Consider the following 14,971-nt stretch of genomic DNA (forward strand, 5'->3'; position numbering starts at 1 on the left):
GCTATATTACGTATTATAACCATGCCCGTATTCAAACAAAATTAAACAACCAGTCTCCTGTACAATACAGAAAACTGGTTGTTTAAAAGGTGTTTTGATTCCTGTCTCAAAAACAGGGGTCAGTCCCATTATCTGAAGGTTTTTTCTTGTACACTAGTAATAGCAGTAAATAAAAGGAGTGTGAAGAAAAGGTGAATCTAGCATTATTTATCATTATTGCCGCTCTAGTATTCTATATTCTTGCGTTAAATTCTAAGATTCGTATGCTCGAAAATCAAATTAAATCAATACCACTCACAAAAGGCCAACAAGAAGCACTTACAGCAAAAACCTCAGCTATGATCGAACAAGGAAAAACAAATGTAGAAATTATAAAAGCTATCAGGCAAGATTCAGGTTGGGGTTTGCTTCAAGCAAAACAGTATGTTGATACATTCAAAAGATGACCAAAGTCGAGTTATTTGGTCATCTTTTTTGCGTTTTGATAACGTTTTTCGTCAAATACAGACAGACAACCTTAATTAATGGTACAATGGCGATAAAACAGTGAATTTAACATCATTATGTCAACGGCAATAAAGATGATGATTATTTAAACAATCACTTACCTTTTTTGAACAATCGAATGAGAGAAAGTAGGCTGAACATATGATTGATTTTGATACAGGATCTCCACTAGTGAAAATTAAAGTAGTTGGTGTGGGAGGCGGTGGAAATAATACCGTTAACCGCATGATTGAACACGGTGTACAGGGCGTTGAGTTTATGGCTGTAAACACAGACGCTCAGGCTCTTAATCTATCAAAAGCAGAAAAGCGCATGCAAATTGGCGCTGCCCTAACGCGCGGACTCGGTGCTGGTGCAAATCCTGAAGTTGGACGCGCTGCTGCGGAAGAGAGCAAAGAAGAAATCCAAGATGCTCTTCAAGGTGCCGACATGGTGTTTGTAACAGCAGGCATGGGCGGCGGAACAGGAACAGGTGCAGCACCTGTTGTTGCGGAAATGGCTCGTGAGCTCGGTGCGCTAACAATCGGTGTCGTAACAAAACCGTTCCGTTTTGAAGGAACAAAACGGACGCGTCAAGCAACAGGCGGCGTTGACGAAATGATGAACGCGGTTGATACGCTGATCGTCATTCCAAACGATCGCTTATTAGAAATTGGTGATAAGCGTACGACAATGCTTGATGCCTTCCGCGAAGCTGATAACGTACTTCGTCAAGGTATTCAAGGCATTTCGGACTTAATTTCTATCCCAGGCTTTATTAACCTTGATTTCGCTGACGTAAAGACCATTATGTCTGACCAAGGTTATGCGCTGATGGGAATTGGGATTGCAAGCGGTCCTGATCGTGCTGCTGAAGCGGCAAAGAAAGCAATTTCTAGTCCACTGTTAGACCGTTCAATTGACGGAGCACAAGGAATTCTCATGAATATTACAAGCGGCTCTAACCTCAGCTTATTTGAAGTTCAGGAAGCTGCTGATATCGTGACGTCTGCTTCTGATCAAGAATTAAACATGATCTTCGGTTCCGTTATCAACGAAGACCTTCAAGATAAAGTAATGGTAACCGTTATCGCAACTGGTTTTTCAGAAAGCTAATTAAAAACACTTGGATGATACGTCCAAGTGTTTTTTCATCTTATCTATGCTATACGTTTGGCGTTAAATACTTCATTTTCAAGTAGTCAGCCGCTTTGTCTTCGCACACAGGTTTGCTAAAGATATAGCCTTGAATAAAAGAACATCCCCGATTCTTTAAGAACGAAAGCTGCGCATGCGTTTCCACACCTTCAGCTACAACTTTCATGTTCAGCCCTTGTGCGAGGTAGAGCAGACTTTTTGTAATCATTTGATGTTTCTCATTTTCAACAACAGATTGGATAAATGTCTTATCTATTTTTAGTACGTCGAACTCCAGCTTCTGCAAGTGAGATAGCGAGCTAAACCCTGTTCCAAAATCATCTAAAGCAAACGTTACGCCCTGCTTTCTTAAGGTTGTCATCATTTCTTTCACCTGATCTTCATGATGAATGATAGAGTTTTCCGTAATTTCTAGTTCGATAAGCGAGGGATCGATGTCATAGCGTTTTAAGAGCTCTGTGATAAATTCAATAAAGTGCGGTTTCAAAAGGCGCTTCGACGATACGTTAACCGACACTGGCACAACCGTCAGCCCCAACTGCTTCCATTCTTTCAGCTGTTGACATACTTTCTCTAGTACCCAATCACCAATCTTGACAATAAGGTCAGACTCCTCAGCGACTGGAATAAACTCTCCAGGTGATACAAATCCCCGCTCTGGGTGTTTCCAGCGAATCAGTGCCTCAAAACTATCAATCTCTCTCGTTTGCGCGTTAATCTTTGGCTGATATTGAAGAAACAGCTCATTGCGTTCAAACGAACTGCGCAGCTCTTTTTCTAAATGAAAGCTTGTATACATTTGACTATCCATACAAGGTGAATAGAGCTGCCATTCATTTTTCCCTAACTCTTTTGCTCGATGCAAGGCAAGGCTGGCATTTTTCAAAAGAGTTTTCGCATCTTCTCCATCACGTGGATAAATTGCAATCCCCATACTTGTTGTCGTATGCAAGTCAAGTTCATCCATTTTAACTTCCTTTTCTACCTGTTCAAAAAGCTGTTTGGCAATTGGTATACAATCTTCCAAGCAGTTTGCTGATTCAAAAAACAGTGCAAATTCATCTCCACCGATTCGCGCAAGAGACCCTTTCCCCTGTGTTTTTTGTTGAAGCCGAAGCGCTATCTTTTGCAGCATGCGGTCACCTATATCATGACCTAGGTTATCGTTTAAATGCTTAAAGCGATCAAGATCAAGATAAAAAACAGCAATAGAAGCCTCGTTGTTTTTAGCATGCGTAATTACTTCAGTTAATGTTTGTTCAAACTTACGGCGATTCGGTAAATTGGTTAAGTAATCATAGTGTGCTAGATATTCAATTTCGTCTATATAATGCTTTTTCTCCGTAACATCTTCTATAATTCCATCTAATCGAATGACGTTTCCCTTTTCATCGACATCAGGAACTATCTGATCTTTTAACCATTTAACATTTCCTTTTTTCGTAATAATACGGTAGTAATGACAGATAGGGTCACCCTTCATCAACTTTAATTGTGCTAACTCTACTTTTTCTAAATCATCAGGATGTACACGCTCTTTCCAAAACGATCGATTTTCAATAATCTTTTCTATTGATTCTTCATAGATATCGGCAATGCCATCAGAGCAAAACGTCACTTTGCTTTCACGCACATCTGCTGACCATATCCCAACTTCTAAATTAGCTTGCCTCACAGAAAACCTCTGTTTAACCTGCTTAAACTGTTTTTTTATATGATGTATTTCAGTTACATCATATAAAACACCAAGAAGCTGCACAACTTGATTTTGCTCATTCATGACGGGGTCTGCTTTTTCAAATACGATACGTAAATCACCATTTGGTTGTATTAAACGATATTTAATACTATAGCTATCACCCCTGTTAATAGCTTGTTTGACAGTTTGATTCATATATTCTTGATCATCCGGATGAACAAACTCCAGCACTTTATCATATGAAGGAAGAAAACCGCTATGTTCTTTAACTCCAAAAATTGAATGCATTTGTCTCGACCAGCAGAATCGATTTTCTAGCACATCATAATACCAGCTTCCGATATTCGCTAGCTTTTGTTCCATATCCAGCTGGTTTTGAAGCGTTATTAAATGCCACTGCTCTTCCGCCTGTTTTTTACAGATTGCATACACCGCTTGTAATTGTTCATGGATAAAGACTGGAATATAACTCACCATCATCCTCATATTCTTGCCACACTTTGTTTTTAACATTGCTGTAAATTGGACAACTTCACCGTTCAGTGCATATGCAAAATACTTTTCATGATCTAATCCGTACTTTGCAAGTTGAAAAAAAGAGATTCGTCCTTGCACTTCAGTACATACAAAAGCTGAAGCTTGTTCGTTATAAAAAAGTAAATCCCCTTTTTTATCCAACAAAAAAATAGCATATGAGCTAGCTTCTATGAGTGCTGTATTAAAAGTATGAACGTTCATCGCGCCTTGTCTACTAGAGGATACGATGTGATTTAAAAATGAATCATGCATCTAGTTCTCTTTTCTCCTCGCTCTATCAGTCTTATTTTTAATTGTAAAGGTTCAGTTTCATTTTGCAAGACTATCCTTACAAAACTGTCATTATTTTCTTAAGAATAGTATGTTCATTGAGAGCTAGAGAAAAGGGACCACTTAACATGTTTTTTGTTTATAGATAAAAATCGATGTAAGCCACGATAAGAGGTAGAGAAGTAACGCAGGTAAAAGAACAAACAGATAAAGGTCTGAAACATTAAAAGACATGATTGTGCGTGCAACGTTAATTACTTGTTCCTGTAGATTATGAACAAAGGTATTAGCAATAATCATATAGATAACAAACAGCCCAATAAAAGCTATTCCTAAATATTTGCTGTGAAAGATATACGAAACTGGAAAGGCAATGGAAACAAAGATCAAAACGACGCTGATACTAAACACTAATTGCCCCCACTGCATCCCTTCACCGTGAATAATCCGGTTTGAAATAGCAATGACCAAAAGTGTAATAATTGCAAACAGGAACGCACCAAGGTATTTAGCTGATACAATCTCTTTACGTGTGTACGGAAGTGAGTTTAGCAAAAGCCGCACAGCGGATTTCTCATCCTCTGAAAAAGCATTCATGATGAGTGCAATGCTAAAGATAATACCTACCCAAGTAGTCGACGTATCAATTAGTAAATAGATGAATAATATCGGTAGTAAAATAATAAATACATTTCTTTGTAATAAAAAGTCTTTACGAATAAGCTGTAGCATGTTCACGCTCCCCCTTTTTTGTATAGAACATAATGTCCTCAAGCGTCGGCTTTTCAATGAGCACTTCTGCACCGAAGATATCGTGTACGCGGTCCTTTTTGTTAGTGAGCGCTTCAAACCCATGATTAGACGTTTGAATGGCTAGAAATTCTTTTTTCGTGTCACGATCTAATAAATCAGCTGTCCCTTTTACGAGGGCGTATTCTTCAAAGATTTGATGGTGCTCTTTTGTAAACATATGCTGTCCGTTATGGATAAAGGTAATGTAGTCTGCGATTTTATCTAAATCTGTGGTGATATGCGTGGAGAAGAAGATTGTTTTCTCATGATTGAGCATGAGCTCTTGTAGAATCTCTAACAGCTCTCTTCGAAAAATGGGATCTAAGCCAGATGTTGGCTCATCCATCACAATTAAATCTGCATGATGAGACAATGCCATCGTTAAAGAAGCCTTCATCAGCATCCCTTTTGAAAATGTTTTGATTTTTTTACGTAAAGGCAATTCAAAGCGTTCCGCGTACTGTGTAAACAACGTATCATCCCAGTTTCTGTACATGGGCTTAATAATACGATGAAGTTCACGTAACGTAATGTTTTCGTAGTACATATTTTCATCGCATACAAATCCAATCCGTTGTTTGATCTCTTTCTCATGCTTGATGTAGTTCAAGCCAAATACAGAAATGCTCCCTCTATCAGGCTGTAATAAATTCATAATCATTTTAATAATCGTCGACTTTCCTACTCCGTTTCCACCAATTAATCCTGTCACAAAACCTTTGTTTACTGACAGAGATACATCCTTTAGCTGAAATCCGTTAAAGGACTTGGTTACATTATTCAATTCAATCACGCTATTCATTACCTTTCCTCCTCATATAAAATAATTAAAAGCTCTTGAAGTTCCTGCAGCTCAATTCCAATCCCCTTGCTGTTTTGAATGGCAGCTGCTAATTGTTCTTCGATAACTCTTCGCTTTCGCTCCCGAATCATCTCATGATTTTGTTCCGAAACAAATGAGCCTTTTCCCACAATTGAAAAGATAAACCCACCCTTTTCAAGTTCTTCATAAGCACGCTTGGTTGTAATGACGCTAACACCTAAATCCTTAGCAAGCTGACGCATCGATGGTAACGAGGTTCCCGGTTTTAATTCATCCGCTAAGATTTGCTTTTGAATCTGATGGTAAATTTGTTCATATATAGGCTCTTTTGACTGATTTGAAATTACAATATGCATATTCATACCTCTTTTAAATAATGTATATATACTTTATATACATTATATACACATTGTGTTCCTCATTTCAATATTTTCCATAGAAAAAAGCGGTAAGTTTTTCACTTACCGCTTCTGAATCTCTTATTTATGAATCCAAACCGCGCCAGCTGAATTATCTTTCGCTTCGCCAATTACATCGATTTTTAAACCGTGTTTTGGAAGGATGCGGCCTGCATCTTTAATACGCTCATCAATATAAGAGCGACCATCGTTAAAGCTTGTTACGCCTTTTGCTTCTTTAGAAGAGATTGTTCCATTTGTTGCATGTGTATATGTCCATGGAAGCGTTGAATCGAATGAGAACGCAGCGTCTGCAATTTGATAACGCGTTGTGTTTGCCGTTGTGCTAATTCCGTTTCCATTAAAGTATAGAACCTTTTTAGGATGTGAATCCACAACCCCTAAGAAACCTTCACCAGGGTGCTGTCCAACCCAGTTATCTAAGTAGCTATCATCAGCATACCACAATAGCATTCCAGTATTGTACTTCGCTCCGCGCGCAAATTGCAGCGCTTTGTCATTTCCAGCATAGTTTCTCCACTCAACGTAGTAGTAATTATCCTTGTACATTAAACCATCTGTTTGCTCGAATCCGTCTAGTGTAAACGTTGTTTGTCCTTCTGCATCATCTGTAAATATTACTTTACCATCTACAACAAGTGATGCGTTATCAAGGCCAAAACCTTCTAGCGCTAGTCCACCATCCGTTACGTATTCAAACTGAAGCTTGATTTTCTTACCTTTAAATTGACTTAAATCATAGCTTACATCTACCCATTTACCATTTGTTGTTTCAGCCGAATGATCAGCGTTATTTGCTTTATCACCAATTGTATCTAAAAGAACCTTAGATCCATCTGGCAAAATAGCATTTACATATAAGTAATCATATTCTGCTTCCACTTCATAGTTTGCTTTAAAATCAAATGACGCTTTTGTTGCATTTGTTAAATCTAACTCTTTTGTTGTCATTGCTGTGCGCAGGTCGTCACCTTTTTGACTGTAATAAAACTTCTTACCGAAATCAGTTTTCATCCCTTGCACGGCTTTTTGAGGAAGATTAATCTTCACAATACCTGGGTTTTTAGATTTCGTTACGCTTTGATCAATGATGCTTACAGCGCCAGTCTTGTTAATATCTTTTAAATCCATTTCTTTAATGTTTGCCCAGTTTCCTCCCATTACCTTTTGGAAGAACTCTTTGTTTTGCGGAGAGAAACTCGTTGGCTCTGTTCCAGCAATTTCTCCAGCCCAGCTTCCACCACTCATGATAGACCATACTCCAACCGGCTCACCTTGACCAGAGTATTGCGTATCGTACTCATCTGGAAGACCTAAGTCATGACCATACTCATGAGCGAAAACACCAACCGCTCCGTCTTCCGGCTGGATTGTGTAATCATAAGCAGAAATGTCAGTACCAGGTACTTTATAAGGCTGACCTAGCGTCCAACGGTGTGACCAAATTGCATCATTTCCTAACTTACCGCCACCTGCTTCTTGCCCTGTACCAGCGTGGATAATCATTAAGTGATCAACTAAACCATCCGGCTCGTTTAGGTTGCCGTCACCATCTAAATCATATTGATCAAATTGATCAAATTCCTTTAGATTAATGCCGCTTTTAACTGCTTCTTGAAGCGCTTCTTTTACAAGGTCACGAGGCCCTTTTGGTCCAAGGTTATCATGGCCACCTCTTGGATTATCAGCACCATATTCAGCAGCATTTCCTTTAACTGTTAACCACTCTGATACCGTTCCGTCCATTGTATAGCTTCCGCCAGATTGCTCTTCGTAATATTGCTTGAATGTTTGAACTTTGTTACCGTTAAACAACTTGAATTCTTTATCACCAAACATTAATTTTTCATAATGGTTCCGGTTAAAGTCATCAGCGTACATATAACCAGGCTCTTGAACCACGTTATTATGCTTAAAGTCCGCAAATTCAACTAACAGGACAAGCACTTTGTCTGTACGAACTTTACCGTTATATTTTGCATCTTTAGCAGGTTGAACTTTTACTCCGTCACCTTTTCCTTTTGTGACAGCGTTCATGTTCACGTTCTTTGCTTCTTTTACTTTTTCCACATTTTTCGCACGTGCTTGCTTTGCTTTAAGATCAATTTTATTTGGTTTTTGACCTTTCACACTCTCTTTGTGACTGTCTTTATTCTCTATGTATGCTTGGACAGCCTTCTTCACTTCTTGATTTGATGCTTTTTTCGAAATGATGCCTTGCTGCTGCAGCGCCTTCCCTAATCGTTCTTCTGGAACGATATTCATATCAAGCGGTGGACTTTCAAGCTGATCAGCTGTTTTCGCTGATGCACTTGTGGCGTTAAACAGCGGAAGTCCTCCACCGATTGCAACGGTCGTTGCTAGCAACGATGTTCCTAGTACTTTTTTCCATGTAACCAAAGATAATACCCCCCTCAAAATTATCACACTATTAGCAAAATTTATTTTAATCTGAAGTTTCTTGTCGGTCAATAGTTTTTGCTTTTGTAATAAAGCATTACACACCGCTAAAATCCTACATATTCCTCTATTTAGGTCGTCTTACAACTCGACATTATAGGCTAAAAAGAGGATAAAAAATGTAAAAAAACTATTAATATATAACTATAAGAATATTAAACAGACCTATTGAACTATAAGTTGTTTTGTTATGGGTATATATTATTATTTTAAAAAATTTCGTATTCCGGAGATTTTCATATAAAAGAGACTGAGACATAGCTAAATGATTTCCTCTCAAAGACGAAGCCTGACGCTTCTACAATCGCCAGGCTGTAAGAGCAATTTAATTCGTTCCATTACGCTACAAACACTCGCTTTTCAAACCAACAAAAAAACATCCGAGCTATCGCAAGTTAATTAACTTGCGATAGCTCGGATAAATGACTGAAATACTGATGTCCCAGCCTTTTTGTGTTTTATTGATAGTAGGCTGGTTTGTTTGGTATTGTTTCAGGCTGAGGAGTTGGATTTTTTTTGAGCTCAGGGTTTGTCGGAGTAGCCACTTCTTCACCAGCCTGCTTTACTTTATCACCGATTTCTTGCAGGTCTTCTTGTACAGCTTGCGCAGACTCTACTAGTTGAGAAGACTCTTCTTTAATAGACTGTACGGAACCATTTAGTTCATTGTTCACTTTCTCATATAAGCTCTTAAGATCTGACGTTACTTCTTTAATAACACCTGAAGCTACTTTAATGCGATGCTGCCATTCACCTTTTACCTCAGACGGGTTCTCTCGTAAACGCGTGACAAAATCTGTTGTCGAACTTTTAGCGCACTGTGCGCCGGATATAACCTTTGTTCGGGTACGCTTATCCACCAGTGCTACCACACCTCCAACCGCTGCTCCTACCGCAATACCTGTTAGAAGCTTGTTTCCCTTTTGAGAAGGATCTTGCCCTTGAATCGCCTGTGTTTCCTGAGTCGTTACCTGCTTCATCTTATCCACTCTCCCTTTTCAATCAAAGTAGTTGTTAGTGTAGATATTCCCCTTTTCTTTCCTCATAAACTGTGAAAAAACGCCCAACTTTTGTTAGGCGCTTTTCACTACTCTTTTTCCGGCCAAATTTTGGCTCCAGGCTCAAGTAACCACTCATGTTCCTTTTCCATAATGCGCGCATTCCACGGATTACCGTCAAGGTGACGAATCATCCAACAAAAGTACATTGCATACCCTGGAGCGGTCGCTTGAGGATGGTCTAGTTCTCCCGGGATGGTGATAAAGCTATTATGAACAACGCGATGAGCATCTTCACCAACCATTGCACAGCCAAACCCTTGAGGCTTATTAAAGCGATAGTAATAAACTTCCGGCTGGTCATGATGATGGGGAGGATAGCTCGACCACCTACCTGGATAAGAAATCACTTCACCAATAACCATATTTGAATACGGCGCGTTATTGTAATCAAATATGGTACGAATTACTCGCTGAGCTGTTCCGTCCCATACACCTTCTCCCGCTACTTCACTTTGACAATCTGAAGGTATATAAAGCTTAGAAGAAAACATACGATCATTGTCTGTTTTTTGAACAAGGAATTCACTTTTTCTAAGCGACGTAATTTTCACTTCATTATCGCATGCAACGTGAAGGCACCATGGATCTTCTTCAAACACGCTTTCACGCTCTATCTCTTGGACATTACCATCCCACTCAATGCGGATTTTCCCTTCTAATAAAAGTACTGCTGTTTCTTTCTTCGAATCTCGCAATACTTGCTCCGTACCTTCTCTTAAACTATAGATTCCGATATCAAGCATCATATTCTCATGCTTGCTTGCCATATTCGTTAATTCATTGTAGCCTTCTTTTAACTGTCCAAGCTTTTCAAACATTTCTTCCAGCTCCTTACGTTACCTACTTTATAGTCCACTTTTTTCTTTAATAAATTGACGTGCTTTTAACGCATATTCAAACGGATTAGCAATAGCGGGATCCTGTTCGGCTTCAACTACAAACCATCCCGCGTAATCAGACTTAGCAAGCTCTGCAAAGATTGGATCAAAGTTGATGCTCCCGTCTCCTGGTACAGTAAATGCTCCCTGACGAACCGCTTGTAAAAAACTCCATTTCTTCGCTTTCACAGCTTCGACTACGTCGCGTCGCACATCTTTTAAATGAACGTGCTTAATACGTGGCAGATACTTTTTTAAAACATACAGAGGATCTTCACCTGAAAACACTAGATGTCCCGTATCAAACAGCAAGTGGACCAAGTCAGAATCAGTTATCTCCATTAGTCGATCAATCTCAGATGTCGTTTGAATGCCGGTTCCCATATGATGGTGATACACGATATGCATGCCCTTTTCGTTGGCAAGCATCCCTAAGTGATTTAGGCCCAGGGCAAGTCGCTCCCACTCTTCTTCAGTAAACTGGGGCTTTTCATCAAAAAGCGGAGTATGCATAAGTCCTTGAATGCTACGTCCTTGCTCTGACACAACAATTACGCTTGCACCCATTGCGTGTAGAAAGTTACGATGATCAATAAAAGCACTCACCGTTTCCTCCAATGGCTTTGTCGTCAAATATGTGCTGAACCAAGCGCTTGCAATCTCTAATCTACGATGAGACAGCGCTTTTTTTAAAACCTTCACATCACGTGGGTACTTATTGCCCACTTCACTTCCTTTAAAGCCAGCAAGCGCCATTTCACTAATACACTGTTCAAACGTATTTTCTCCACCAAGTTCCGGCATATCATCATTCGTCCACGCAATTGGCGCAATACCAAGCTTAATTACACCTTGTTTAAACATAGCCCTTCTCCCCTTCAAGCTCTTATTCAGTTGTACCTAATACAATCTTGCTTTTGTTAAATGTGTTCTTTTCTCTTCAAACGCTTCTTGTACGCTTTTATTATCCGAAACTTCTGCCACTCCAACATGCCACCATGAGTCGTATCCATTTGTCATGGTCTTTGGCAGTACCTTAATATCAATAAGCGTAGACACTTCTTGTTTCTTCGCGTCTTCAAGAGCAAATCTAAGCTCTTCTAACGTGCGCGCTTCGTACGTTTTCACTCCGTATCCCGCTGCGCTTTGTGCAAAATTAATGCGGAGAATGTTACCATCTAGCTTATTCGACTGTTCGTTTCGGTAGCGAAACTCTGTACCAAAGCTTCCCATTCCATTGCTCATCTGCAAATTGTTGATGCAGCCAAACCCTGAATTATCAAACAATAAAACGTTTATTTTCTTTTTCTCCTGTAAGCTGGTCACCAGCTCTGAATGAAGCATTTGATAACTTCCATCTCCAACCATTGCATAAACTTCTCTATCTGGCTCAGCTAGCTTAGCTCCAAGTGCTCCTGCAATTTCGTAACCCATGCATGAATATCCGTATTCCATGTGATACGTATTGGGCGTGCGCGATGTCCACATCCGCTGAAGATCCCCCGGCAAGCTGCCTGCTGCGCCTACGATAATTGCATCTTCATCAAGTAGATGGTTTACTTGACCAATAACGCTTGTTTGCGTTAATGACGTTCTGAGCGCTTCTTTATACTCAGAAAGCACCTCATCAAGCTGTCCGCTTACTTCTGGAACAAATGCTTCCTCTTGGTAACGCACGTGATGTAAACGTTCAAGCTCTGCTTGCCACTTTTGCTTAGCCTCAACGATTTCCGTTCCGTAACCTGAGTGATATCCATGCTGGATTAATTCAGCTGTTAGCTCTCGAAGGGCTTCTTTCGCATCAGCCACTATCTTTACGGCATCCAACTTATTGGCATGAAATTCAGAGATATTCAAGGTTAAAAACTCGACGTCTGGATGCTGAAACAATTCTTTTGAACCCGTTGTAAAATCCGTAAACCTCGTTCCAATTCCAATGACTAGATCTGCTTCACGAGCAATTGAGTTCGCAGCGAGATTACCGGTTACACCTATCCCACCTAGGTTATAAAAGAAATCACTCTCAATAGCACTTTTACCAGCTTGTGTTTCACCAAAAGGAATATGGAATGCTTCTGAAAAAGCTTTTAATTCAGCTGTTGCTTCCGAATAACGAACTCCCCCACCGCAAATAATAATAGGCTTTTTCTTGCTTACAATAAGCTGAACGGCATCTCTCACACACTCTCTCGTAGGCAAACGCCTTTCCATTCTGTGCACGCGTTTTTTAAAGAAATAGCTAGGAAAATCAAAGGCTTCTCCTTGTACATCTTGCGGCAGCGAAATTGTCACGGCTCCTGTATCAGCTGGATTGGTCAATACGCGTATAGCGTTGATCATTGCCGTCATGAGCTGCTCCGGTCGATTAACGCGATCCCAATATTTACTCACTGCTCGAAAAGCATCATTTGTTGAAAGGGATAAGTCATGAGTTTGTTCGATTTGTTGAAGAACAGGATCAGGCTGACGAGTAGCAAACACATCACCTGGAAGCAATAAAATAGGAATGTTATTAGCAGTAGCAGTAGCAGCTGTTGTTACCATGTTGGCAGAACCAGGCCCTACTGAAGAAGTGCACGCCATGATTTGCTTTCTGTGCTTTTGTTTGGCAAATGCCATCGCTGCATTTGCCATACCTTGCTCGTTTCTTCCTTGATAGACTTCCAGTTCTCCCGCATGTTGTTCAAGAGCTTGCCCAATTCCTACCACGTTACCATGACCAAAAATCGTAAAGATTCCTTTGATAAACTTTGTTTCCTTTCCATCCACTTCGACGTACTGCTGGTTTAAGAACTTTACAAGAGCTTGTGCCGTTGTCATTCTTTCCGTCGTCATTTCTTTTTCCCCTTTCATAACAAAGGGAAGTCTTCAGAACAAGCTGTTCCTAATACTCCCCTCTTATTTTTTGTTTACAACTTACCAGCGTGCTGTTACCATTTTCTTTCTTGTATAGAACTCTACACCATCTGTTCCGTTCGCGTGCAAATCACCATAGAATGAATCCTTCCATCCTGAAAACGGGAAGAATGCCATCGGGGCTGGAACACCTACGTTTACCCCTAACATACCGGATTCAATTTTTTCACGAAACTCACGAACGCTCGAACCGCTGTCTGTATAGATGCACGCACCGTTTGCAAAGCGTGATTGGTTTGCAATATCAATGGCTTCTCCAAGATTGTTAACTCGAATAATTGATAGCACCGGAGCAAAGATTTCATCTTGCCAAATTTTCATTTCCTGCGTAACGTTATCAAAAATAGTTGGGCCAACGAAATATCCGTTCCCTTGAACCGCAGCGTCACTACGCCCATCACGAACAAGCTTAGCACCTTGCTCAATGCCTGATTCAATATAGCCAAGCGTGCGCTCTTTATGTCCTTCACGAATAACTGGACCTAAGAAAACATTTTCTTCGAGACCATTTCCAATCACAATGCGATTTGCTTCTTCAACTAGTCGATTGATCAATTCATCTGCTACGCCTTCTTGCACTGTAACAACAGATGCAGCCATGCAGCGCTCACCAGCAGACCCAAACGCGGCGCCTACAATTTGCTTTGTCGCTACGTCTAAATCAGCATCGTTTAACACGATTGAATGATTTTTTGCACCGGCTAAAGCCTGAACCCTTTTTAGATTTTCCGTTCCTTTTTTATACACGTATTCGGCTACTGGCTGTGAACCGACAAACGAAATTGCTTTCACGTGCTTATGTTCCAATAGTCCATTTACTACATCATGTGCACCGTTTACAATATTTAGCACGCCTTTTGGCAAACCAGCTTCTTCAAATAACTCTACTAAGCGTGCTGCTAAAAGCGGTGTACGCTCAGATGGTTTCAGCACAAACGTATTTCCGCAAGCGATGGCTAATGGGAACATCCAGCATGGCACCATCATCGGGAAGTTAAACGGCGTAATTCCGCCAATAACGCCGATTGGATAGCGATACATTCCTGATTCAATTCCTGTTGCGATATCAGGCAACTGCTTGCCCATCATAAGCGTAGGTGCACCTGCAGCAAACTCAACGCACTCAATTCCACGCTGAACTTCACCGTATGCTTCGTTATAAGACTTACCGTTTTCAAGCGTTACAAGCTTTGCTAGCTCATCCCAATGATTAACAAGAAGTTGCTGGTACTTAAACAAAATACGCGCACGCTTTGGCACGGCTACCTGTGACCAAGTTTGAAACGCTTCATTTGCGGTTTCTACTGCGCGATCTACATCTTCTTTTGTCGATAACGGAACGTTAGCAATCACTTCGCCTGTTGCAGGATTGTAAACAGGCTCCGTTCTCGAAGTAGAAGCTTCTACCCATTGTCCACCAATATAGTTTTTAACGTCTTTGACGGCTGTTTGTGTCATCGTGAAATCTCCCC

The 14,971-nt window shown here is 40.3% G+C and carries 13 protein-coding genes; 3 read left to right on the forward strand and 10 right to left on the reverse strand.

The genetic code is table 11. The annotated features are described in order from the left end of the window. From EPL02_RS07650 to ftsZ, 3 genes are all read left to right on the forward strand, one after another. On the forward strand, positions 1 to 86 hold an 86-nt coding region (locus EPL02_RS07650; RefSeq protein WP_131887123.1), incomplete at its 5' end, for an IS3 family transposase. Positions 87 to 191: 105 nt separating this feature from the next. Then, positions 192 to 446, forward strand: coding sequence for a hypothetical protein (locus EPL02_RS07655; protein ID WP_131887394.1), 255 nt, complete (start codon positions 192 to 194; stop codon positions 444 to 446). Between the two features lie 202 nt (positions 447 to 648). Beyond that, positions 649 to 1,602, forward strand: coding sequence for a cell division protein FtsZ (gene ftsZ / locus EPL02_RS07660; protein ID WP_094912427.1), 954 nt, complete (start codon positions 649 to 651; stop codon positions 1,600 to 1,602). Between the two features lie 49 nt (positions 1,603 to 1,651). On the opposite strand, the gene EPL02_RS07665 is transcribed toward ftsZ, so the two are convergent. From EPL02_RS07665 to EPL02_RS07710, 10 genes are all read right to left on the reverse strand, one after another. Continuing rightward, on the reverse strand, positions 1,652 to 4,132 hold the full coding sequence (locus EPL02_RS07665; RefSeq protein ID WP_286175309.1) for an EAL domain-containing protein: 2,481 nt from the start codon (positions 4,130 to 4,132) through the stop codon (positions 1,652 to 1,654). A 141-nt stretch (positions 4,133 to 4,273) separates the two neighbouring features. After that, positions 4,274 to 4,882: an ABC-2 transporter permease gene (locus EPL02_RS07670; protein WP_131887395.1), complete on the reverse strand. Its 609-nt coding sequence runs from the start codon at positions 4,880 to 4,882 to the stop codon at positions 4,274 to 4,276. Then, the gene (locus EPL02_RS07675) at positions 4,863 to 5,744 is read right to left on the reverse strand and encodes an ABC transporter ATP-binding protein (RefSeq protein ID WP_131887396.1); all 882 of its coding nucleotides are present in this window, start codon (positions 5,742 to 5,744) and stop codon (positions 4,863 to 4,865) included. Before EPL02_RS07675 ends, EPL02_RS07670 begins: the two co-directional genes overlap by 20 nt. Continuing rightward, positions 5,744 to 6,121, reverse strand: a complete 378-nt coding sequence (locus EPL02_RS07680) for a GntR family transcriptional regulator (RefSeq protein WP_094912421.1) — start codon at positions 6,119 to 6,121, stop codon at positions 5,744 to 5,746. The genes EPL02_RS07675 and EPL02_RS07680 overlap by 1 nt, the downstream gene beginning before the upstream one ends. Positions 6,122 to 6,244: 123 nt before the next feature. After that, positions 6,245 to 8,584: an immune inhibitor A domain-containing protein gene (locus EPL02_RS07685; protein ID WP_131887397.1), complete on the reverse strand. Its 2,340-nt coding sequence runs from the start codon at positions 8,582 to 8,584 to the stop codon at positions 6,245 to 6,247. A gap of 518 nt (positions 8,585 to 9,102) precedes the next feature. Next, on the reverse strand, positions 9,103 to 9,624 hold the full coding sequence (locus tag EPL02_RS07690; RefSeq protein WP_131887398.1) for a YtxH domain-containing protein: 522 nt from the start codon (positions 9,622 to 9,624) through the stop codon (positions 9,103 to 9,105). Positions 9,625 to 9,731: 107 nt separating this feature from the next. Then, the gene (locus EPL02_RS07695; RefSeq protein WP_131887399.1) at positions 9,732 to 10,523 is read right to left on the reverse strand and encodes a 5-deoxy-glucuronate isomerase; all 792 of its coding nucleotides are present in this window, start codon (positions 10,521 to 10,523) and stop codon (positions 9,732 to 9,734) included. A 27-nt stretch (positions 10,524 to 10,550) separates the two neighbouring features. Continuing rightward, positions 10,551 to 11,447 (reverse strand): myo-inosose-2 dehydratase, encoded by an 897-nt coding sequence (gene iolE, locus EPL02_RS07700; RefSeq protein ID WP_094912416.1) that lies wholly within the window; start codon positions 11,445 to 11,447, stop codon positions 10,551 to 10,553. 36 nt (positions 11,448 to 11,483) lie between these two features. After that, positions 11,484 to 13,418: a 3D-(3,5/4)-trihydroxycyclohexane-1,2-dione acylhydrolase (decyclizing) gene (gene iolD / locus EPL02_RS07705; protein WP_131887400.1), complete on the reverse strand. Its 1,935-nt coding sequence runs from the start codon at positions 13,416 to 13,418 to the stop codon at positions 11,484 to 11,486. Between the two features lie 81 nt (positions 13,419 to 13,499). Next, positions 13,500 to 14,957, reverse strand: a complete 1,458-nt coding sequence (locus EPL02_RS07710) for a CoA-acylating methylmalonate-semialdehyde dehydrogenase (protein ID WP_094912413.1) — start codon at positions 14,955 to 14,957, stop codon at positions 13,500 to 13,502. Positions 14,958 to 14,971: the final 14 nt, after the last annotated feature.

The organism is Bacillus sp. CBEL-1 (genome assembly GCF_004348885.1).
Taxonomy (GTDB): Bacteria; Bacillota; Bacilli; order Bacillales; family Bacillaceae_H; genus Priestia; species Priestia aryabhattai_A.

Excerpts from the sequence above, each read along its gene's own strand:
- iolD (WP_131887400.1), bottom strand. The coding sequence starts at position 13,418 with ATGACGACGGAAAGAATGACAACGGCACAAGCTCTTGTAAAGTTCTTA.
- EPL02_RS07675 (WP_131887396.1), bottom strand. The coding sequence starts at position 5,744 with ATGAATAGCGTGATTGAATTGAATAATGTAACCAAGTCCTTTAACGGA.
- EPL02_RS07690 (WP_131887398.1), bottom strand. The coding sequence starts at position 9,624 with ATGAAGCAGGTAACGACTCAGGAAACACAGGCGATTCAAGGGCAAGAT.
- iolE (WP_094912416.1), bottom strand. The coding sequence starts at position 11,447 with ATGTTTAAACAAGGTGTAATTAAGCTTGGTATTGCGCCAATTGCGTGG.
- EPL02_RS07670 (WP_131887395.1), bottom strand. The coding sequence starts at position 4,882 with ATGCTACAGCTTATTCGTAAAGACTTTTTATTACAAAGAAATGTATTT.
- EPL02_RS07695 (WP_131887399.1), bottom strand. The coding sequence starts at position 10,523 with ATGTTTGAAAAGCTTGGACAGTTAAAAGAAGGCTACAATGAATTAACG.
- ftsZ (WP_094912427.1), top strand. The coding sequence starts at position 649 with ATGATTGATTTTGATACAGGATCTCCACTAGTGAAAATTAAAGTAGTT.
- EPL02_RS07665 (WP_286175309.1), bottom strand. The coding sequence starts at position 4,132 with ATGCATGATTCATTTTTAAATCACATCGTATCCTCTAGTAGACAAGGC.
- EPL02_RS07680 (WP_094912421.1), bottom strand. The coding sequence starts at position 6,121 with ATGCATATTGTAATTTCAAATCAGTCAAAAGAGCCTATATATGAACAA.
- EPL02_RS07710 (WP_094912413.1), bottom strand. The coding sequence starts at position 14,957 with ATGACACAAACAGCCGTCAAAGACGTTAAAAACTATATTGGTGGACAA.